23 protein-coding genes and 1 pseudogene are annotated in these 20,599 nt (G+C 68.2%); 7 read left to right on the top strand and 17 right to left on the bottom strand.

Features of this window, described 5'->3' with window-relative positions:
* Positions 1–147 precede the first annotated feature (147 nt).
* Positions 148–681: pseudogene (locus V1351_RS09320) on the bottom strand (IS1634 family transposase); the annotation flags it as partial.
* 177 nt (positions 682–858) lie between these two features.
* Positions 859–1,194, bottom strand: coding sequence for a transposase (locus V1351_RS16310; RefSeq protein WP_422388962.1), 336 nt, complete (start codon positions 1,192–1,194; stop codon positions 859–861).
* 60 nt (positions 1,195–1,254) lie between these two features.
* Here V1351_RS16310 and V1351_RS09325 point away from each other — a divergent pair, with 60 nt between their 5' ends.
* The 5 genes from V1351_RS09325 (at position 1,255) to V1351_RS09345 (ending at position 3,776) form a co-directional block, all read left to right on the top strand.
* Positions 1,255–1,764 (top strand): GNAT family N-acetyltransferase, encoded by a 510-nt coding sequence (locus V1351_RS09325; RefSeq protein ID WP_338747880.1) that lies wholly within the window; start codon positions 1,255–1,257, stop codon positions 1,762–1,764.
* A gap of 168 nt (positions 1,765–1,932) precedes the next feature.
* Positions 1,933–2,478 (top strand): DUF6414 family protein, encoded by a 546-nt coding sequence (locus V1351_RS09330; protein WP_422388963.1) that lies wholly within the window; start codon positions 1,933–1,935, stop codon positions 2,476–2,478.
* A 9-nt stretch (positions 2,479–2,487) separates the two neighbouring features.
* Positions 2,488–3,060, top strand: coding sequence for a hypothetical protein (locus tag V1351_RS09335; protein WP_338747882.1), 573 nt, complete (start codon positions 2,488–2,490; stop codon positions 3,058–3,060).
* A 243-nt stretch (positions 3,061–3,303) separates the two neighbouring features.
* The gene (locus tag V1351_RS09340; RefSeq protein ID WP_338747883.1) at positions 3,304–3,537 is read left to right on the top strand and encodes a ribbon-helix-helix protein, CopG family; all 234 of its coding nucleotides are present in this window, start codon (positions 3,304–3,306) and stop codon (positions 3,535–3,537) included.
* Positions 3,534–3,776 carry a toxin gene (locus V1351_RS09345; RefSeq protein ID WP_338747884.1) on the top strand — a complete coding sequence of 81 codons (243 nt, stop codon included), beginning with the start codon at positions 3,534–3,536 and terminating at the stop codon, positions 3,774–3,776. The genes V1351_RS09340 and V1351_RS09345 overlap by 4 nt, the downstream gene beginning before the upstream one ends.
* 160 nt (positions 3,777–3,936) lie before the next feature.
* Here V1351_RS09345 and V1351_RS09350 read toward each other — a convergent pair whose 3' ends face one another.
* The 3 genes from V1351_RS09350 to V1351_RS09360 all read right to left on the bottom strand — a co-directional run bounded on the left by V1351_RS09350 (position 3,937) and on the right by V1351_RS09360 (position 5,339).
* Positions 3,937–4,551, bottom strand: a complete 615-nt coding sequence (locus V1351_RS09350; RefSeq protein ID WP_338747885.1) for a recombinase family protein — start codon at positions 4,549–4,551, stop codon at positions 3,937–3,939.
* A gap of 159 nt (positions 4,552–4,710) precedes the next feature.
* The gene (locus V1351_RS09355) at positions 4,711–5,022 is read right to left on the bottom strand and encodes a DUF86 domain-containing protein (protein ID WP_338747886.1); all 312 of its coding nucleotides are present in this window, start codon (positions 5,020–5,022) and stop codon (positions 4,711–4,713) included.
* The gene (locus V1351_RS09360; RefSeq protein ID WP_338747887.1) at positions 5,019–5,339 is read right to left on the bottom strand and encodes a nucleotidyltransferase family protein; all 321 of its coding nucleotides are present in this window, start codon (positions 5,337–5,339) and stop codon (positions 5,019–5,021) included. The genes V1351_RS09355 and V1351_RS09360 overlap by 4 nt, the downstream gene beginning before the upstream one ends.
* Before the next feature lie 260 nt (positions 5,340–5,599).
* Here V1351_RS09360 and V1351_RS09365 point away from each other — a divergent pair, with 260 nt between their 5' ends.
* Positions 5,600–6,202 (top strand): GNAT family N-acetyltransferase, encoded by a 603-nt coding sequence (locus V1351_RS09365; RefSeq protein ID WP_338747888.1) that lies wholly within the window; start codon positions 5,600–5,602, stop codon positions 6,200–6,202.
* 41 nt (positions 6,203–6,243) lie between these two features.
* A complete protein-coding gene (locus V1351_RS09370) occupies positions 6,244–6,951 on the top strand; it encodes a 4a-hydroxytetrahydrobiopterin dehydratase (RefSeq protein WP_338747889.1) in 708 nt (235 codons plus the stop codon).
* Positions 6,952–7,106: 155 nt separating this feature from the next.
* On the opposite strand, the gene V1351_RS09375 is transcribed toward V1351_RS09370, so the two are convergent.
* From V1351_RS09375 to V1351_RS09435, 12 genes are all read right to left on the bottom strand, one after another.
* Positions 7,107–7,502 carry a VOC family protein gene (locus V1351_RS09375; RefSeq protein ID WP_338747890.1) on the bottom strand — a complete coding sequence of 132 codons (396 nt, stop codon included), beginning with the start codon at positions 7,500–7,502 and terminating at the stop codon, positions 7,107–7,109.
* A gap of 162 nt (positions 7,503–7,664) precedes the next feature.
* Positions 7,665–8,711, bottom strand: a complete 1,047-nt coding sequence (locus V1351_RS09380; RefSeq protein ID WP_338747891.1) for a RelA/SpoT domain-containing protein — start codon at positions 8,709–8,711, stop codon at positions 7,665–7,667.
* A gap of 489 nt (positions 8,712–9,200) precedes the next feature.
* Positions 9,201–9,845, bottom strand: coding sequence for an HAD family hydrolase (locus tag V1351_RS09385; RefSeq protein WP_338747892.1), 645 nt, complete (start codon positions 9,843–9,845; stop codon positions 9,201–9,203).
* The gene (gene aspS / locus V1351_RS09390; RefSeq protein ID WP_338747893.1) at positions 9,845–11,677 is read right to left on the bottom strand and encodes an aspartate--tRNA ligase; all 1,833 of its coding nucleotides are present in this window, start codon (positions 11,675–11,677) and stop codon (positions 9,845–9,847) included. The genes V1351_RS09385 and aspS overlap by 1 nt, the downstream gene beginning before the upstream one ends.
* Before the next feature lie 66 nt (positions 11,678–11,743).
* A complete protein-coding gene (locus V1351_RS09395) occupies positions 11,744–12,388 on the bottom strand; it encodes an NUDIX hydrolase (protein ID WP_338747894.1) in 645 nt (214 codons plus the stop codon).
* 1 nt (position 12,389) lies between these two features.
* Positions 12,390–14,105 (bottom strand): CTP synthase, encoded by a 1,716-nt coding sequence (locus tag V1351_RS09400; protein ID WP_338747895.1) that lies wholly within the window; start codon positions 14,103–14,105, stop codon positions 12,390–12,392.
* Positions 14,106–14,184: 79 nt separating this feature from the next.
* On the bottom strand, positions 14,185–15,933 hold the full coding sequence (gene recN / locus V1351_RS09405; RefSeq protein ID WP_338747896.1) for a DNA repair protein RecN: 1,749 nt from the start codon (positions 15,931–15,933) through the stop codon (positions 14,185–14,187).
* A 3-nt stretch (positions 15,934–15,936) separates the two neighbouring features.
* Positions 15,937–16,854 carry an NAD kinase gene (locus tag V1351_RS09410; protein ID WP_338747897.1) on the bottom strand — a complete coding sequence of 306 codons (918 nt, stop codon included), beginning with the start codon at positions 16,852–16,854 and terminating at the stop codon, positions 15,937–15,939.
* Complete coding sequence (locus V1351_RS09415; protein WP_338747898.1) at positions 16,851–17,657, bottom strand: TlyA family RNA methyltransferase; 807 nt, start codon at positions 17,655–17,657, stop codon at positions 16,851–16,853. Before V1351_RS09415 ends, V1351_RS09410 begins: the two co-directional genes overlap by 4 nt.
* Positions 17,658–17,846, bottom strand: coding sequence for a hypothetical protein (locus V1351_RS09420; RefSeq protein WP_338747899.1), 189 nt, complete (start codon positions 17,844–17,846; stop codon positions 17,658–17,660).
* Positions 17,847–18,564: 718 nt separating this feature from the next.
* The gene (locus V1351_RS09430) at positions 18,565–19,542 is read right to left on the bottom strand and encodes an HAD-IIA family hydrolase (protein WP_338747901.1); all 978 of its coding nucleotides are present in this window, start codon (positions 19,540–19,542) and stop codon (positions 18,565–18,567) included.
* Entirely contained in the window at positions 19,539–20,165 is a 627-nt protein-coding gene (locus V1351_RS09435) for a tetratricopeptide repeat protein (protein WP_338747902.1), read from the bottom strand. Before V1351_RS09435 ends, V1351_RS09430 begins: the two co-directional genes overlap by 4 nt.
* Positions 20,166–20,599 lie beyond the last annotated feature (434 nt).

A 20,599-nucleotide genomic window follows, 5' to 3' on the forward strand; every position in this document is an offset into this window, starting at 1 on the left:
GACGCGACACGGCTTTGTCGGGGCTGCTCCCGCCCTCCCGCACGTCCCTGCGATCAGGCTGCCCCCAGCTACGGACTCCCTGCTACGGCAGGGAATCAGGCAAAGGTCTCTCACCTCCACTCGAACAACAAGCGCCTCACGGCGCACCGTCACGTCATACAGGCACAAGGACACGTCCCCACTGCTGGCGGCATGGGTAAAGCACGCGGCAGCGACCTCGTCGCGATAGCCGCGCTCCTGGGCCCGCGCCAGGGAGCGGAACATCGTGCGCAGCGACGCGTGCTCGACCCCGACCTCTCCCAGCACCCGCAGCGAGTCCGCCTTCGACGTCGGCTCGATGATCCGAGCCAGCACCAACTCCTTGAACGCCTCATCGGCGACGACGTCGAACCCGAGCCGCTCGTACACGCTCGACAGCACGTGCCACAGCAGCGCGGACCGCTTGCTGGTGATCACTCCCGACCGGCCCGACTCCTGCCCGTCCTCGTCGTCGAGGTCGAGGTCCAGCGCTTCCTGACCGGGGCGCAGCCGACGACGTGCCTCGGCCATCAGCACCGCCAACTCGGCATCCGAGCGCGCGGTGCCCACGTGCTCGATGATGTGGTTACGCCCATCGCGCCGCTCGGCGATCTGCACTTTCGTCGCACCAGAACGACCAGCCGACTTGCGAACGAACACCACGACCTCGACCCTACCGAGGAGCGGGGTACGTCACTCAGCCCAACGACCCCTCGAGAAATGGCCGAAAAGTCGACCCCGAACGCCGATCACGCATCAGGTGGCACGAGTCAGGTCTTGAACAGCGCGAGGGGTTCGGGCAGTCGGGTGGCGCGCATGGCCTTGGCCAGCGCGGCCCACTCACGCTGGAAGGTGGCCGTGTCGCGGGCAGCGAGCAGTTGGCGCACGTGTTCTTTGATGCCCCACGCGACGGCCGGGTTCGATGTCCTCCTGCAGGAGCTGGTTCAGGCGCGTGCGTTGACGTACCGATAGCCGGTCGGCGGCGCAGGTGAGCAGCTTGCGGTACCGGTAGGCGGTGTCGATGTTGCGGCCCCGCCGCTGGTGCAGCTCCCAGATCCGCCGGCGGCGGACCTTGGTGACCATCTCGTTGGCCAGGCGGATGACGTGCCAGTGATCGGCGCTGATCTTCACCTTGGGCAGAGCCGTGCGGATCCTCCAACGGTAGGTTCTTTGCACGGGCAAGCGGCCATCTCGTTGGCGAGGCGGGCAAGCCTGCGCTGCGATGTAATGAGTGGCATGTCTAGTTTTGACTTTCTCGCTACTGAGCGACTTCTCCTTCCCCCGTTGTCGGTCGAGGACACGGATGCCTTGGTGGCGGTCTACAGCGATCCGCAGGTCCCTCGGTATGTCGGGGGCGATCGACTTACTCCAGAAGCGATCGGCCTTCAAGTGGCCGATTTCACCCACGAGTGGCAAGAACGCGGCTACGGGCAGAGCGCAGTCATTCGCCGCGAGAACGGGCGGTTTTTGGGTCGCATCGGACTGCACTTCTGGCCCAACTGGGGAGAGACCGAACTCGGTTACGTCCTCTCCCGCGAGGCCCAGGGTCAAGGACTCGCTACCGAAGGGTGTCGAGCCTGGATCGACTGGGCGAGAAGGGACCGCACCATCCGTTCGCTCATCGCCAACATTCACCCGGAGAACACGGCCTCGATTCACCTGGCCACCAAGCTGGGCTTCACCTTCGACAGGAACGATCAGACGCCGTCCGGCGTCCCGACCCTGATATTCCGGCTCGACGTGTGACCAGCAGGTCACAGGTGTACCACGAGTCTATGGACCTATCGATTAGCGGGATGATCTGAGAGCTGCTCAATGGCGCGGCGACTACCCCTACGGGACAGTTACCGTAGTCGCATAGTCTGCTCAGGCAGTCTTCTGTGTAAGTTCAGTCGCGCGAAGGTGAGGGACGTCATGAGACAGTCTAGACAACCGCGGGCTGACCCCAAGCCGTTGCCGCCCACAGTGTCCATTTACCAGAATCCTGACTACGTGGAAGGCATCCTCCAGCAGACGTATGGACAGCCGCTGCTGACGGAGTTCGCCAACGAGGCCCGCAGCGAGCACGGGAATTCGCAGGACACGACCGCGGGTGGGAAGGCCAAGGTGGGCCTGGCTGCGAAATTCCCTGGCTTGTTCGCTGGTGACGCAGCCGTGGAGGCCGACTATGAGAGACGGCTTGGAAGCCAGCAGTTGACAGGCAGCACGGCGACGTCAAGAGCTCACTACACCCAGCCGTACTACCTGCACGTCGTTCGGTCCGTGCTCGGCCAGACCGGCCTGATCCAAGATGTAAAAGGTAGAGCCGACGCAGCCAACTTGCGACCAGGTGAGTTTGTCGAGTTTTCAGCATCATTCACGCCGAGCCAGGTCGTCGCATTGCTCGACATCGTCACGCCGGACTTGGTGGAGCAGATCGTCCGAAGGAACGGGTTCACAGAGGGTATGCGCTCCTTCTAGGGCGGTACCGTGGAGAAGGTGCAGGAGTTCAAACTGCGCCTCGACGGGGACATGGACACTTGGGGTGCGATAGGACGATCGGCGACGGAGGCGGTGCGAGCCGATTTCCGCAGCGCGAAGACTCGTGAGTTCTACGGGCAGATCGGGGAAGGCGACGACCTGCTCACGTTTATCACTATGTGCGATGTCGAGCACTTCGTTGTGGAAGACGAGGATCGTATCCTTGACGGCCATTTCACTGTGCTCGGGAAGGTAGCTGGACCGCTGATGCAGGATGAACCGATCCTGTCGCGGAACAAGGTACTGGAGAGGATGCGTCCCGAGGCTGTGGATGAGCTGGTGCGGGTCATGAACGAGTCCGTGCAGGAGCAGACTGAGAAGATTAGCGCGCTGACTCAGGCCGATGATGAGGAGACGAGCGAATCGGCTGCAGCAGCCGATCGAGTGGACCTCGATGGCGACGGGGACGAGGGGCATGACGAGGACGACGGCATGGCTGCGGCCGACCTGTTCAACTTCACTCTCGACTCACGAGTTGCGGGGGCGTCCGTGCGGGTCATACCTGTTGCCGTCTACCTTTGATCGGAATGCACAGCTGACGGTTGTTGCGCAACCCCCCGTGCTGATTGCTGCGTGGTGAAGTCATGCTCGTCTCGGTTGAGGAACCTCTTGCGGGCGGTCAGATGGCCGGGGCCTCGCCTGGGGCATTTCCTCAGGCGAGGCCACTCCGACGTAGCGAGGAACCGACGGATCTTGCCCGCGCACTGATCCGCCATTCCGGACGGTGGTCTACCGCCGTCCCGATTTTCGTTATACGATATTCGTATGGTGAGCGAGGAGCAGATCCAGCGTTGGGCCGACGAAGCCGAGGCCGGGTACGACATCGAAGAGTTGAAGCGTCGCGGGCGTGGACGCCCGGGGCGTGGTGCCGAGCCGATGCAGGTTGTGGCGGTGCGGCTGACGGCTGAGGAGGTCGCTGCGCTGGATGCGGTGGCCGAGCGGGAGCACCTGTCGCGTTCCGAGGCGATCCGGCGGGCGCTGGGTAACTTCGCCGCGTGAAGGTTCATCACAGCGCGCTCAAACATGGGGTATTGAGCGAGGACGCGGTGCAGGCCGCCAACTGGTCGCAGTGGATCGAGCCGCTTGAGAATGACGACTGGCCGCATCGTGAACTGCGGCTCGGGTTCGACACGCAAGCGCGGCTGCTGGAGATCGTCGTGCTGACCTTCGACGACGGTGATGAGTTGGTGATCCACGCCATGCCAGCGCGCAAGCAGTACTGGGAGCTCCTACCGTGACGCCCCGCGCGCAGGCCAGGGCAGTCTGAGGAACTGACGCGAGTCGCGGAGGATCACCAGCAGCCGAACCCAGACCGGACGCCTTTAGTCGATGGGAACGTCCGCAGCGCCGGTGTCCCGGTGGGGTGTCGGATACGGGACGACCGGCGCTACGGCCGGATCAACGCCTCGAAGTCGCCTTCGTGGTCTGAGCCTTGGCTGCGATCCGTTGGCGTTCGATGGCCCGGTAGACGGTGGAGCGACCCACGCTAAACAGGTCGGCGACCTCGGCGGTGCTGTACTCGCCGCTGCTCACCAAGGACACCAGGTGGGCTTCCTGCTTTCGGGTGAGCTTCGGTTGCTTTCCACGCAGCCGTCCTTTGGCCTTGGCGACCTTCATGCCCTCGACGGTGCGAAGCCTGATGAGGTCAGACTCGAACTCAGCGACCATCGCGAGAACGTTGAACAGCAGCCGCCCGACAGCATCGGTGGGGTCATAGACCGACCCGCCGAGCGAGAGGCTGATCTGCCGGGAGGTGAGCTCATCAGCGATCGCCCGGGCATCCGGTAAGGACCTGGCCAAGCGGTCGAGCTTGGTGACGACCAGGGTGTCGCCGGCCCGGCAGGCAGCGAGTGCTTCGCGCAGCCCAGGGCGCTCTCGGTTGGTGCCGGTCAGGCCGTGGTCGACGTAGATCCGCTCGGTCTGGACCCCGAGGTTGCCCAGGGCGTCACGTTGAGCGGTGAGATCTTGTTGATCGGTGGAGCATCGGGCGTACCCGACAAGCAGTGCGCTCATGGCGCACCTCCAATGAGATGGATCAGGCCAGACCACAGGACGCAGCCGGCTCCGACATCGGACAACGTCCGACCTCATCAGCAGGCACCTCGATCCCGTCACCCGCAACATCGCCCGCCCCCACTAACCGATCCGACGAACGAGATCCCTGAGGGGCCCTCAGATGTCGTCCAGTAGCGGCGCCAGCTGATTGTCAACGATGTCGCGGATCAGATCCGGGTTGACCCGAAAGTACTCATGGACAACCACGTTGCGGAGACCGGCTATCGAGGCCCACGGCGTGTCGGGGTGTTCCTGCCTGAAGTCCTCGGGCAGGGACTTCACTGCCTCGCCGACAACGGCCAGGTTGCGGAGCACGGCGTCGTACGCCATCGAGCCCAACTCTGCCGAATCGAGATGGTCGCGGTAGGCGATGCATCGCGAGATTGCGGCCCGAATGTCTTCCAGGCGCTGCGCCTCCGAGCGGCTCACACTGCAACCGCGTCTGCGAGCGCAGTAGTGGAGACCTCGTCGCGCAAGAGCGTTGCCGCAACGACATCAACTCGGACGCCAAGCAGCTCACTCAGTTCCTCGGCGAGCCCGGCCACACGCAGCAGCTCGTTACCGTCCCCTGCGGTCAGGTCGACGAGAAGATCCAGATCGCTGTCCTCTTCGGCATCGCCGCGCGCCACCGACCCAAAGAGACGTGGGTTGGTGGCGCTGTACCGTTCCAGCACGTCAACAACGCGACTCTCATGCTGCGTGAGGGCAGCACGGAGTCTCAGCGACGCGGCGGTCAGTTCACTCATAGGTCAAGGGTACCGAGAGACACTTCATCCAGGTCTCTCTTGTCGAGGTACTGCCCCCTGGAGCGACGTCACCGACCTGTTCGCATGGGGATCGTCTCCCGGGACGCGCGCCCAACCGAGAACGACGGTTCTTCGGTGGGCTCTGTCGCCATTCGAGCACGGGGCCCACCGAGGAGTAGCTTGAGGCGGCGCTCGACTTGGTCTGACACGAGTCGCTGATCCGGACGCGGATCGTCCGGTAACGGTTCTACGGTGGGTCCATGAGTATCGAGACGAGCGCCGACGCGACGTTCGAGGTCATTCCTCTGACTGTCGAGACCTGGCCGGCTTTCGACGCCCTCGTGCAGCGCCACAACGGGATCTTCGGCGGCTGCTGGTGCATCTGGTTCCATCCAGACGGCCCCGAGCGCGGGCAGGGGGCCGAGGCCAACCGGGAGCTGAAGAAGCAGTACGTCGAGGCCGGCGCAGCCCACGCGGCGCTCGTCATGGACGGCGACGAGGCGATCGGGTGGGCGGAGTTCGGCACGCCGACCGAGCTGCCCACCCTCCACCATCGCAAGCAGTACGACGCCGAGAAGGACCAAGATCCCGACTACCGGATCACCTGTGTCTTCGTCGACCGGAGGTACCGCCGCCGAGGCGTCACCGAGATCGCGATCCGCGGCGCCCTCGACCTCATCGCGCAGGCCGGTGGCGGCGTGGTCGAGGCCTATCCGCACGACTTGACGCACCAGACGAAGAAGATGTCCTCGTCGTTCCTCTACAACGGCACCCGCCGGCTCTACGAACGCCTCGGCTTCAGCTACGTCCGACCCAAGGGATTGAAGAACTGCGTGATGTCGATCGAGGTGGCGAAGCGATGAGCACACGCGCTGCAGCGGGGTCGCCGATAGGGTCCCCGAGCATGGACATGCTGAAGAGTGACGAGATCGCCCAAGCCCGCCTGGCCGAGTGGCGCAAGCTGGCCCAGGGACTGCATGCCCGCTACCTGGTCGCCGATTTCGGCACCGGCGCGCGGTTCATCGCCGCGGTGGGCGAGGAGGGCGATGCGATCGGCCACTACCCCCGGGTGTCGCTGGGCCATGGGTACGTCGACCTCAAGCTGGTCACCGCGGATGCGATCTATCGCGACGACGAGGGCAACGAGCATGTCGTCGAATGGGTGACCCAGCAGGACGTCGACCTCGCTCGGCGAATCAGCGACATCGCCGCCAATCACAATCTCGATGCCGACCCGGCCTCGGTGAGCGTCGTCGAGCTCGGCCTCGACAGCACGCAATCCGCGACCATCGCACCGGTGTGGGCTGCCCTGCTGACAGGGAACGCCGACTCCCAGGGTCACGGGTCCCCGAGCGACGAGATCCGGGACGCCACGGGACGTGTGCCGAACCTGTGGTTCGGGGACGACGACGAGGGTGGGGCCCCGGGTCAGCGGTTCCACGTCGAGGTCTATGTGGCGCCCGAGGTGGCCGAGCAACGAATTGCCGCAGCCGTCGCCGCAGGTGGGATCGTCGTCGATGACAGCGACGCACCGTCGCTCACCGTCCTCGCTGACCAAGAGGGCAACAAGGGGATATTGTGCGTCGCCCAGCCCCCTGCGAAGACGGGCTGAACCACCAACCGCGGCACGCCGGGACGGAGTCCGGGGACGAGTCCAGCGCGTCGTAGACCCCATCCTGCACTGGCACGCTCCGCGAGCCGATCCTTCCACGGCACGGCAACCATGTGCAGCGCGCAGCCCCTCAATGCTCGGGAAAGTAGGCGCGTTCACCCAGACGCAACCGGCGCGAGGAGCTCGACACGGTTCCCCTGTCCATCGGCCGTATGGCAGCGCTCGTTTCCGGGGAAGTTGTGCCGTTGACTCCAGTCGACGCCGAACCCTAAGTCGACCAGTCGTTCGGCGACGGCCTCGAGTTCAGTCACACTGGCGAACTGCAGAGCGGGGTGCGCTTTGAGTGCGGGATAGAACGGATCCTCTACCCCGACATGGATTTCAGCGCTCACGCTCCCGCCTTCGTCGTATGCCCGAAACCACACTCCACCTTTCGGCTTCAGGTCTTCTGGCTTCTCCACCTCGCTCAGCCCAAGGCCCTCTGCGTAGAACCGCCGCGCCGTGCCCTCCGTCCCCGGAGGGCACGCAACCTGTACGTGGTGCAGTCTCATGGATTCTCCTTGCCAATCGTCGACACAAACACTCTATGCAGCATGGGCAGGTACTCCGATGAGCGATCCGCTTCCGGTTCCCGTTGGCAGTCAGAGGGACGTGTCACTCCAGGGTGATTGCTGGTCAGTCTCCATCTTCGGCGCTCAGCCAAGCCTCGCACCTCAGGCGGTCTGGAGTAGGTGGTCGTCGAGGCGCGACTCCACGAACTCGGTGAACATCGAGGTATCGGCGTAGTAGTTGGGGTAGGCGGCCTGCAGTTGGCTGATCCGCGCGATATTGACGAGCACGGCGTCGAGGTCGTCGTCGTTCAGCGCCTCCAACTCGGTCAGGCGCGCCTCCGCCTTGGCCATAGTCTCGTGAACGGTGACCGTCAACGCCCCGGCCGAGCGCCGCAGTTCCAGAGTCAGAGCGTTGCGGCGATCGCTGGTCGCGTGGTTCCCAGCGATGGCTGCGTAGCCGCGGAGGCGGCCAACGATGCCCAAGCGGTTCTCCAAGTCCGCCAACTCATCGAGCAACTCAGGGACGGAGGCCGCAGCACCCGGCACCGGAGCCGTGCCCTCCTCGTGGGCCATGAGCGAACTGACCAAGATGAAGAAGCGGATGACGTCCGCCTCGCCCTTGCTGTACTTCAACTCACTGCCGGAGAACAGGTCCATCGTCTCGACCGCGGTCGCCCAAGCGTGCTGCAACTGTGTGCGGACCTGGAGCTCGATCCGCAGGCCGTGGTACTCCTCCTTGGAGGCCCCGTACTCGTAGGCGAGGTGGACGCCTCGGTAGCCCGAACGTTTCGGGCCGGGGTCGTCGTGGAGGTAATCATAGACCCGGGTGACACGGTTGCGGGATCGGGGCAAGTCGCGCAAGTCCTCCACGAGGCGTTCGACCTCAGGCACCGACTCGAACACGACTCGGCAGCCCCCAAGGTCATGCATGGTGGTCACGCTCATGGTCGGGATGCGGGCCAACTTGTCGAGAATGGTCGGGAGGCGCTTGAGCCGCTGCGCGACGACCGCGTTGGGGTTCACGGCCAGCGCCTTCTGCCGGACCGTCACCGTCACGGCATTCAGCGGAAAGGCGTGCGCGCTGCGGAAGTTGCTCAGGACGGCGCGGGCTTCCGCTAGTTTCTCGGGCGTGCCCTTGCCCTTTCCAACCAATTTGCTGGCGCGACCAACCGCGCTCTTGGAGTGCTCCGGGACAACGCGGGTGACCATGCACGCGACCGTAACCGACGACACCGACACTCTGCCGAGAGTTCCTTCATGTACCTGGCCAAGCTGACTTGTTCCCTGCCGCGGCGACCCGCACCCGGACGAGTTCCGCTGTTCCTCGCCGCAGTAATGAAGACCCCGAAGACAACCTGCGGGTGGCGGGTCATAGTGGGCGGTTTGCGGCGGGCTTCGCCAGGGCAGGCCAGTCCCGAATGACGAACCCCCGTCGAATTCAAGCCATACCTGATCTGAATAACGACGGCCCGCGCATGGCATCGTCCCGCAAGACCCGTCCGGTGATCTGCCCGGTGACCGGGCCCTATACGACACGAAGCAGACAGCCTCCTCCCAACTCAGTGGCGCGCGATCGCCCGTCTGGACGACCCCGGCTTGAACAAAGGTCATTGGCAAACTGACGTGATCCGAAACAAGCGGTTCGCTGTATGAACTGCGCTTCTGCAGATGTCGCTGCTTCCGGGTCTCGTCAGCTGACTACGGATCCGGCTGGTGGAGGGTGCCCGCGAGCGCGGGCACGAGCGGGTGCAGTGCGCGCCTCAGCCCTGCCGCACCACTGGCCGGTACGTGGTGCACCCCCCGGATACCCAGCGACTGCGCCGACTCGACGTTCGCCCGTACGTCGTCGACGAAGCCGACCCGATCGGCCGGCACGGCCAGGTCGTCGAGGATGTGCTCGAAGAAGGCGGGGTCGGGTTTCATCGCCCCGACCTCGCTGGACCAGTAGGCGCCGTCGACGATGTCGTCGTACCCGTGGACCTCTCGCATGAAACGCACCCGGTGGTCCTGCTGGTTGGTGGCGAGCAGGCAGCGCACCCCCAGGCGTCGGACCTCCTCCACGAGCCCGATGGCCTGGAGGTCCAGATCGAACTGCTCCCAGATGCCCAACAGGTCCTCGATCGTGACCGGCAGTCGGCGCGATCGGTTCTCCTGCTCCAGCAGGTCACGCAACACCGCTCGCAGGCTGCGCTCACCGCGCAGCGCCGGCAGCTCTGCCTCGAAGACCTTGCGGGCGAAGCCCGGCCCCACCGTCCGGTCCAGACGCTCGCGCCAGTCGAAGAGCCCGTGCTGGAGGACGCCGTCGCAGTCCCACAGCATCACCTCCACGGCCACGTCGGGCATCAGCTCTGCCGGGGGTTGACCTCCGGTGCCCCCTGGGCTGCCGGGGTATCGCCCTTCGTCGTGGGCCGGGCGTCGATGCCGGCCTCCTTGCGCTGCTCCGGGGTGATCGGGGCGGGCGCGTCGGTCAGCGGATCGTAGCCGCCCCCGGACTTGGGGAAGGCGATGACGTCGCGGATGGAGTCCGCCCCCAGCAGGAGCATGACGATGCGGTCCCAGCCGAAGGCGATGCCGCCGTGCGGGGGCGCCCCGTACTTGAAGGCCTCGAGGAGGAAGCCGAACTTCTCCTGCGCCGCCTCCTCGTCCAGGCCCATGACCGAGAAGACCCGCTCCTGCACGTCCCTCTGGTGGATACGGATGGACCCGCCACCGATCTCGTTGCCGTTGCAGACGAGGTCGTAGGCGTAGGCCAGCGCGGAGCCGGGGTCGGTGTCGAAGGTGTCGAGGAACTCGGGCTTCGGGCTGGTGAAGGCGTGGTGCACCGCGGTCCAGGCGCCGGAGCCGACAGCGACGTCACCGGCGGCGACGGCCTCGCCCGTGGGCTCGAAGAGCGGGGCGTCGACGACCCAGACGAAGGACCACTCGGACTCGTCGATCAGGTCGCATCGCTGGGCGATCTCCGCTCGGGCAGCGCCCAGCAGCGCCCGCGCGGCCCGGGGCTGGTCCGCGGCGAAGAAGATGCAGTCGCCGGGGCGGGCGCCGACGTGCGCGGCGAGGCCGGCCCTCTCCTCCTCGGAGATGTTCTTGGCGACCGGTCCGCCCAGCTCGCCGTCCTCGCCGACGGTGACATAGGCCAAGCCCTTGGCGCCACGCTGCTTCGCCCACTCCTGCCAGGCGTCGAACTGCCGGCGGGGTTGGCCGGCGCCACCGGGCATGACGACGGCGCCGACGTAGTCGGCCGTGAAGACCCGGAAAGGGGTGTCGGCGAAGAACTCGGTGCAGTCCTGCAGCTCCACGCCGAACCGCAGGTCGGGCTTGTCGCTGCCGTACCGCTCCATCGCCTCGGCGTAGGTCATCCGGGGGAAGGGAGCGCTCAGGTCGATCCCGATGGTGCCCCAGACCGCCTTCGCGATGGACTCGCCGAGCTCGATGACGTCGTCCTGCTCGACGAAGGACATCTCGATGTCGAGCTGGGTGAACTCTGGCTGCCGGTCGGCGCGGAAGTCCTCGTCGCGGTAGCAGCGGGCGATCTGGTAGTACCGCTCCATCCCGGCGACCATGAGCAGCTGCTTGAACAGTTGTGGACTCTGCGGCAGGGCGTACCACTCACCCGGTGCGAGTCGCGCGGGGACGAGGAAGTCACGGGCACCCTCAGGGGTGGACCGGGTCAGGGTAGGGGTCTCGATCTCGACGAAGTCACGCTCGGCGAGGACGGACCGTGCGGCGGCGTTGACCTTGCTGCGCAACCGCAGACCCGCACCGGCGCCGGCCGCGCCGGGACGGCGCAGGTCGAGGTAGCGGTGCTTCAGACGCGCCTCCTCACCGACGGAGACGCGCTCGTCGATCTGGAAGGGCAGCGGGTCCGCCGTGCTGAGCACCTCGATCGAGGTGGCGACGACGTCGACCTCACCGGTCGGCAGGTTCGGGTTGACGTCCTTGGGGTCACGCGGGGCGACCTCGCCGACGACCGTGATGACGTACTCGTTGCGCAGGTCGTGGGCCGCGCCGGTGAGGACCTCGTCGCGGGCGACGACCTGGGCCACGCCGGAGGCATCGCGCAGATCGAGGAAGGCCACGCCACCGTGATCACGTCGCCGAGCCACCCATCCGCTGAGGGTGACGGTCTGGCCGGAGTGGTCGGCGCGCAGGGCGCCGGCGTCATGGGTGCGGAGCACGGGGAGTTCTTCCTTGTCCTCGTCGGGGCGCCCGGCGGTCGTCGGGCGTGGTCCATCCTACGGATGTCAGGAGTGGTCGCGGTTGCGCGGATGCTGCGGCCACGGACCGTCGGCCGGACGAAGGGAGGTCCAGCCGCGGTCGCGCATCCGCTGGGCCGCGAGGACGCCGATGACGAGCGTGGAGTTGTGCACGTGCCCGGCGAGCACGGCATCGACCACCTCGTCGAGGGGCACCCTGCGGTGGACGATGCGCGCCTCTTCGCCCGTGCGCGCATGCCGCTCCGCGTCGGGTACCTCGCTCAGGCCGCGCGCGAGGTAGACGCGCAGCGCTTCGTTCAATCCGCCGGGCGAGCTGAAGTAGTCCACCAGCACCGCCCAGTGCTCGGCGACGAGATCGGCCTCCTCGGCCAGCTCGCGCTGCGCCGCGAGAAGCGGGTCCTCACCGGCGATGTCGAGCAGTCCGGCAGGGATCTCCCACTCATGGGACGAGATCGGATGTCGGTACTGACGGATGAGCAGCGCCCGGTCCTCCTCGTCGAGCGCGAGCACGGCAACGGCGCCCGGGTGGTCGATGACCTCCCGCACCAGGCGCTCCCCCTCGAGGTCGAAGGCCTCCCGGCGCACGTCCCACACGACACCGTTGAAGACGATCTCGCTGTCGACCACCGGCGAGGGGACGATCTCGTCGCGCAGGGGCGGGTGCTCGATCACCTCAGGCCGTCTCGTCCGCGACGAGCGACGCCTCGGTCGGCGGCTCGACCTCGACGAGTCGGGAGTCGCGCTGGGCCTGCACGGCGGCGCCCACGAGGCCACTGAAGAGCGGGTGTGCCCTGTCCGGTCGCGATTTGAACTCGGGGTGTGCCTGGGTGGACACGTAGTACGGGTGCACTTGGCGGGGCAGCTCGACGAACTCGACGAGCCCCAGCTGCGGGTGCGTGCCGCTGACGACAAGGCCGGCCTCCTCGAGCTGGGCCCGGTAGCCGTTGTTGACCTCGTAGCGGTGGCGGTGGCGCTCGGTGACCGTGGTCGAGCCGTAGGCCTGCGCCGTCACCGAGCCCTCCCGCAGGTCGGCCGGGTAGGAGCCCAGACGCATGGTTCCGCCGAGGTCGCCCTCACCGTCGACGAAGGACTTCTGCTCCTCCATCGTCGCGATGACCGGTGCGACCGACGCGTTGTCGAACTCGGTCGAGCTCGCCCCCTCGATCCCGGCCACGTTGCGCGCGTACTCGATGACCATGCACTGCAGGCCGAGGCAGATGCCCAGGGTGGGCACCTGACGCTCACGGGCCCAGCGCAGCGCGCCGAGCTTGCCTTCGATCCCCCGGACACCGAAGCCGCCGGGGACGAGGATCGCGTCGACCCCGCCGAGGGCCCTGGTGGCCCCGGCCTCGGTCTCGCAGTCGTCCGAGGGGACCCAGCGGATACGCACCCTGGCGTCGTTGTGGAAGCCACCGGCGCGCAACGCCTCGGTGACCGACAGGTAGGCATCCGGGAGGTCGATGTACTTGCCGACGAGCGCGATCTCGACCTCGTGGGCGGGCTGGTGCACCCGGCGCAGCAGGGTGTCCCAGCTGTCCCAGTCGACGTCGGTGAAGTTCACGCCGAGACGGCGGATGACGAAGGTGTCCAGTCGCTCGCGGTGCAGCACCTTGGGGATGTCGTAGATGCTCGGGGCATCGACGCAGGCTGCCACCCCGTCCTTGTCGACGTCACAGCTCATCGAGATCTTGCGCTTGATGTCGGCGGAGATCTCCCGGTCCGCACGCAGGACGATGGCGTCCGGCTGGACGCCGACCTGGCGCAGCGCGGCGACGGAGTGCTGCGTCGGCTTCGTCTTCATCTCGCCGCTCGGGGCGATGAAGGGCACGAGCGAGACGTGCAGGAAGAAGCAGTTGTCCCGGCCGAGCTCGTGCCGCACCTGTCGGGCGGCCTCGAGGAAGGGCAGGGACTCGATGTCACCGACGGTGCCACCGATCTCGGTGATGATGATGTCCGGTGCGCTCACGTCCTCGACACCGGGGCTGCCCGCCGCGGGTGCGCGCATCCGCGAGATGATCTCGTTGGTGATGTGCGGGATGACCTGCACGGTGTCGCCGAGGTACTCCCCCTTGCGCTCCCGGGCGATGACCCGGCTGTAGACCTGGCCGGTCGTGACGTTGGCCGCGCCGTCGAGGTTCCGGTCGAGGAATCGCTCGTAGTGACCGATGTCGAGATCGGTCTCCGCCCCGTCCTCGGTGACGAAGACCTCCCCGTGCTGGAAGGGGTTCATCGTCCCCGGGTCCACGTTGAGGTACGGATCGAGCTTCTGCATCGTGACCGAGAGGCCACGCGCCCGAAGCAGGTGCCCCAGGCTGGACGCCGTCAGACCCTTGCCGAGTGAGGAGACAACTCCTCCGGTCACGAAGATGTGTTTCGTCAGTGCCACCACGGGCTTTCACTCTACGTCACGGGAGCGGTTCTTCGTACCTCGGGGCGCCACGAGTCGCTCGCCCACTCGTGACGTCACCTCAAGAGGGTCGGGAGAGCGTCCCGCGGCACTGCTCGAGCAGCTCGCGGGCGTGCGTGAGGCCGATCTCGGTGTCCCCACCGCCCATCATCCGGGAGAGCTCCCCCAGGCGGTCCTGTCCCTCGACGGCACGTACGTCGCTGGACGTGACCTGCTGGTCGTGGCTCTTGTGCACGACCAGGTGCCGGTCGGCATGGGCGGCCACCTGGGCCAGGTGGGTGACGACGATCACCTGGCTCGTGCGGGCCAGTGCGGCAAGACGGGCGCCGACGTCCAGGGCGGCACGTCCACCCACACCGGCATCGACCTCGTCGAACACGAAGGTGGGCACCTGCGCCCGGCCGGAGCCGGCCGTGGCGACCTCGATGGCCAACATGATCCGGGAGAGCTCACCGCCGGAGGCGGCCTTGCTCACCGAGCGTGGCGGGTCCCCTCGGTTGGCGGCGACCCGGATCTCGACCGAGTCGGCGCCATCCGCAGAGACGGTGCGCTCCCCCTCCGGCCCCGGAAGCCTGACGCCCCCGTCGTCGGTACGGGCCCCGACCACGATCTCCACGCGAGCACGGTCCATCCCCAGACGGGCCAGCTCACCCTCGACGGTCTCGGCCAGGGCAGCCGCGGCCGCAGCGCGCGCCGCCGTGAGCCGATCGAGGGCCGGGCCGAGGTCGCTGGCCAGGCCGTCGACGTGGCCGCTGAGCTCCTCGATGCGCGCGTCGGCTCCCTCGAGGGTCAGCAGGCGTTGCCGGGAGCCCTCGCGGTGGGCGAGGACGGCCGTGATGTCCTCGCCGTAGCGACGGGTCAGGTCGGTCAGGGCGGCCCGGCGCTCCTGTACGACACCCAGGCGTGCCGGGTCGGCCTCGATGTCGGCCGCATAGGCGGACAGCTCACCGGCGACGTCCGCGGCGAGCACGCCGAGCTCCCCGAGCCGGCCGTGGACCTCGGCCAACCGGGGATCGTGCCCGACGATCCTGGAGAGCTCGTCACCGGCCCGGGCGATCCGCCCCACGACGTCGTCGCCGCTGAAGCTGTCCGGGTCCGACAGCAGTCGGTGGGCCCGGTCGGCTCCCACCCGCAGGTCCTCGGCGTTACCGAGGAGCTCCGCCTCCCGGGCCAACTCCGTGTCCTCACCGGCCTGGGGGTCGACGGCGTCGATCTGCTCCAGTTGGTGGGTCAGCAGCTCGACCTCCTGCAGGCGGGCGCGTTCGCCCTCGACGAGCTCCGCCAGTTCCCCCTTCGCCTCCTGCCACGTCGTGTAGAGGTGGGCCACCTGCTGCAGTGGGCCGGCCACTGCCTCGCCGCCGAAGGTGTCGAGCAGCATCCGGTGCTGCGCCGGCCGACGCAGACGCCACTGGTCCGCCTGGCCATGGACGGCCACGAGCTGCTCCGCCAGGTCGCTCAACGTCGCGATCGGAGCCCGCCGACCACCGACGTGGGCCCGGGACCGCCCGGTCGCCGAGACCGTGCGAGCGAGCAGCAGCTCGTCCTCGTCCGCGGCGGCGCCGGCCTCCGCGGCCCGGGCGCGTGCCGGGTGCAGCGGATCCAGTTCGAGGGCCGCCTCGACGACCGCTTCGTCACGGCCGGCGCGGACCAGACCGGCATCGGCACGCCCGCCGAGGACGAGCCCGAGACCGGTGACGACCATGGTCTTGCCCGCGCCGGTCTCCCCCGTGACGACGGTGAGGCCGGGATCCAGTGGCAGCGTCGCGTCCTCGATGACGCCGAGATCGCGGATGTGCAGCTCACGCAGCATGCGTCACGCCTCCTGCTGGCTCTGGCGTCGCCCGCGCCAGCCGTGCACGGAAAGATCGAACTTCGCGACGAGGCGATCGGTGAACGGCGAGTCACTCAATCGGGCCAGGCGTACCGGCTCGGCAGAGCGACTGACCTCGACACGGGCGCCGGGCGGCAGGTCCACCGCCCGCCGACCATCGCACCACAGGACCCCGTGCCCTTCGGTCCCGGGGACCAGATCGACGGCCAGGTCCGACGTCGGGGCCACGACGAGCGGACGGGCGAAGAGCGCGTGCGCGCTGATCGGCACGACGAGCATGGCATCCACACCCGGCCACACGACCGGGCCGCCGGCCGAGAAGGCGTAGGCGGTGGATCCGGTCGGCGTGGCCATCACGACGCCGTCGCAGCCCCACGTCGACAGGGGCCGCCCGTCGATCTCCACGGTGAGGACGAGCACGCGTTCGCGCGAGGCCTTCTCGACCGTGGCCTCGTTCAGCGCCCAGGTGCGGGCGATCTCCTGACCGTCCAGCGTCGCCACGACGTCGAGGGCCATGCGCTCCTCGACACGGTAGGCGCGGTCGACGATGTGCTCGACGGTCGCGTCGACGTCCTCGCGCTCGGCCTCGGCGAGGAAGCCCACGTGACCGAGGTTGACCCCCAGGACCGGCACGCCGGCACCGCGGGCGGTCTCCGCGCCACGCAGGATCGTGCCGTCGCCGCCGAGGACGACGACGAGCTCGACACGGCCCGCCGGATCATCGCCATCGTGGACCACGGAGACGGGGTGCTGACCCAGGACGCTCTCGGCGATCTCCCCGGCGGGAACCCGGACCTCGATGCCGGCCTCGGCCAGACGCTCGGCAACCCCGATGGCCACCTCGAGCGCTTCCGGGCGACCGGGGTGGGTCATCAGGAGCACTCGTCGCTGGTCGCTCACGTGTCCTCCTCCTGCACCAGGTCGCTGATCCTCATCTGCTGAGCCTGCCACGTCAGACCGACGTCGGTGCGGCGGGTGAGGTGCGCGAGGTACTCATGATTTCCCTCTCCCCCGCGCACCGGGCTCGCCGTCAGACCCAGCACGGCCAGCTCGACCTCGGCTGCCCGACCCAGGACGGAGGCGATCGCCTCGGCGCGGGCCGCCGGGGACCGCACCACCCCTCGACGACCGATGCGTTCGCGGCCGACCTCGAACTGCGGCTTGATGAGCAGCACGGCCTCGCCGTCGTCGGTGAGCAGGCCTGCGACCTCGGCCAGCACGAGGCGAAGGGAGATGAAGCTCAGGTCACCGACGGCCACCTCGACGGGCCCGCCGATGTCGGTCGGGGTCAACCCGCGGATGGTCGTGCCGCTGCGGTCGTCGACCCTCGGGTCCGCCTCGAGCTCCGGCACGAGCTGGTCGTGGCCGACGTCGAGTGCCGTCACGTGGTCCGCACCGTGTTCGAGGAGAACCTGCGTGAAGCCGCCCGTCGAGGCTCCGATGTCCAGGCACCGTCGGCCCGCGACCTCCAGGTCGAAGTCCTCGAAGGCACCCACGAGCTTGAGTGCGGCCCGCCCGACCCACCGGTCGGCGCCGACGGAGACGATCACCTCGCTCGCGGAGGTGACGCGCACGGAGGCCTTGGTGACCGTGACCCCGTCGACCAGCACCTCACCCCCTGCGATGAGCGCGCGGGCCCGGGTGCGGCTGCGGGCGAGGCCACGCTCGACGAGGGCGACGTCCAGCCGGAGGTCCGCAGCCACTCAGGTGCCGAGGTCGGACAGGCGCGCAGTCAGCGTCGCGTGCACCGACTCCCCGGCGGCCAGCGTGGCCGGCAGGTCCGTGGCATCGACGGCAGCGAGGTCGCGCAAGGTCGCATCGACCACGATGTCCCCGGTCTCCGGCGGTCTCGTCGGGGCCCCGGGCAGGGGTGCGTTCTCGGAGGGGTCCATGGGCTCAGGCATCCGGGACGACGACGATGCCGGGTGACTCGGGACGTGCGGTGGCCTTCTTCACAGAGCTCTTGCTCGTGGCGGCCTTCGTCGCGGCCGTCTTCCTCCCAGCGCTCTTCTTCCTGGCGCTCTTCTTCCCAGCGCTCTTCGCCGGGGCCGCCTTCGTCGACGCCGTCGTTGCGGACGTCTTCTTCGCAGTCGACGTCCTGGCCGTCGTCGCTGCCGGGGTCTTCCTCGCAGCGCTCTTCTTCGTGGCGCTCTTCTTCGTGGCGCTCTTCTTCGTGGCGCTCTTCTTCGTGGCGCTCTTCTTCGTGGCGCTCTTCTTCGTGGCGCCCTTCTTCGTGCCGGTCGTCGTCGCCGGAGCCGTCTGCGTGGAGGACGTCTTCTTCCCTGCTGCTGCCGTCACTGGCTGCTTCGCGGCCGGAGCCGTCTTCTTCGCAGCCGTGGGCGTGTCAGCGCCGGACGCGGGCTCCTTGCGGGCCCGCAGGGTGGCACTCAGCACGTCGAGGTCCGCCTGCTCCTCCTCGGGCCACACGGGCTCGCGGTCATCGCCCGTCGACCCACGCTCGCGCGGAACGGCGGAGGCCACGAGCAGGGTGTCCACGAGGCGGACGACGTCCAAGGTCCGGTCCAGGGTCGTCTCGGCCATCTTCAGTCCAAGATGGATCGTTCGGCGTACGGGGTCCACGTCACTCCTCGTGTCGACTACCGGTCCACGCTACCTGTTGCCCATCAGCGAGCGAGCGTCCTGCGAGGTGATCCGTCCCGCGTCGACGGCGGCCCACAGAGCGTCCAGACCGGCCCGGACCGCGTTGATCCCGCGGCCCCGGACGTCGAGATCGTCCCCGCACCTGGCCCGGGCGTCCCCCCGGTGGTACCAGTCACCGTCCCTGACCCTCTCGGGGTAGTGCTCCACCAGATCACGCAGATCCGCCAACAGATACACCGGCCGGCTCTCCGGGGGTGCGCCGGCGGCATCCATCGGTCCGTGGACACCGGTGAGGACGAGCGCCCCGGGCATTCCGGCTGCAGCACCTCCCGCGATGTCGGTCTCGAGGCGGTCGCCGAGCGCCAGCATCCGGGTCGCCCGCACACCGACGAGGTCGGCGGCCATGGCGTACATCGTCGGCCCCGGCTTCCCGATGACCACGGGGTCGACCTCGACGGCTCCTCGAACGGCAGCCACGAGCGACCCGTTTCCGGGCAGGACGCCTCGCTCCGTCGGGAGGGTCAGGTCCGCATTCGTCGCGAACCATCGGGCGCCGGACCGGATCGCCACAGCTGCGGCTCCCAGGTCCGCAGCCGTGACCTGCGGTCCGTACCCCTGCACGACGGCCGAGACCTCCCCTTCGTCCTGCGGTGATCGGGGCTCGAGACCGACCGAGCGAAGGGAGGCGGCCACCCCCGGCCCCCCGATGGCCATGACCGCGGCCCCGGGGTGCACCAGGTTCGCGACCTCACGGGCAGCGGCCAGGGATGAGGTGAGGACACGCTCAGCACTGGTGTGGACACCGTGACCTCCCACCATCGCGGCGACCTCCGCCGGCGTTCGTGAGGCGTTGTTCGTCGCGAAGACGACCGGCGGCTCCAGGGAGTTCAACACCTCGACGGCGTGTCCGACCGCTGACGCCCCGGAGACGACGACGCCGTCCACGTCGCAGATGAGGGCATCGAAGCGGTCGACGAGTCGGGTCACTCCTGGGGCTCCTGCGCGTCGATCTCGTCGATGCGCTCAACCGCGTCGGTCTCGCCGTCCTGGTCGGCCACTGCGGCCCGGCTGAACCACTCGCGTGCCTCGTCGGTGCGGCCCACCTCGAGAAGTGCATCGGCATAGGCGTACCAGACCCGTGCGGCCCACGGCCTGTCCCTGACCTTGTCGACCTGGCCCTGCAGCGCGAGGACCGCAGCCTGCGGCTGGCCCATGTCGCGGCGGATACCGGAACCGACGATGAGCAGCTCGACCTGCTCCTCCTGGCCCAGGGACCGTGCTTCCGGCGACCCGAGCAGCTCCAGCGCTCGCTCCGCGCGCCCCAGGCCCCGCTCGCAGTCGACCATGAGCGGCAACAGGTGCGAGGACCCACTCAGACGGCGGACCGTGCGGAACTCGGTGAGTGCGCGGGCGTAGTCCCCCATGCGGTAGGCGACGAAGCCCAGGGCCTCACGCGCCGCAGGAACACGCCCAGCCCGACGCGTAGCGGTCTCGGCGTGGGCCAGGGCGCCGTCCATGTCCTCCGCCTCGAGGAGAAGGGCCACCATCACCAGGTGCTGGGCGACGCCGTCGGCGTTCTCCTTGCTCAGGGTCCGCAGCTGCTGGCGCACCCCCCGGTCCAGCTCCGCTCCCGTGACCTCGGGCGAGATCGCCGGCTCGGGCTTGCGACCCTCCTTGGGGACCAGACGCGACCCACCCCGGTCCTCCTCGCCCCTGCCGCCACCGGCCCGCTCGGGACGGGTTGATCGGGCGTCCCGCTCGTCCCGAGCCGCACCACCTCGCCGGTCGTCACGCCGACTCGCGGAACCGTCACGTCCCCCATGGCGGCCTCCGGACCGACCGCCCTGGGGGCGATCCCGTCCGCGTCCGCCACCGTCAGCTCGTCCACGCTGCGGTCCGCTGCGCTTCTCGTCCACTGTTCAACCCTCTCTCTGCCACGGGGTGGCCCTCATGCTCCACACTTGCCTGCCGCGCCGGCTGATGCAACAACGCGTCGGCCCGCGGGCTCTTCTCGCGTGCCGTGTTGTTTCCGGTCGTGTGGACG

Source organism: Janibacter sp. A1S7 (genome assembly GCF_037198315.1).
Classification (GTDB): domain Bacteria; phylum Actinomycetota; class Actinomycetes; order Actinomycetales; family Dermatophilaceae; genus Janibacter; species Janibacter alittae.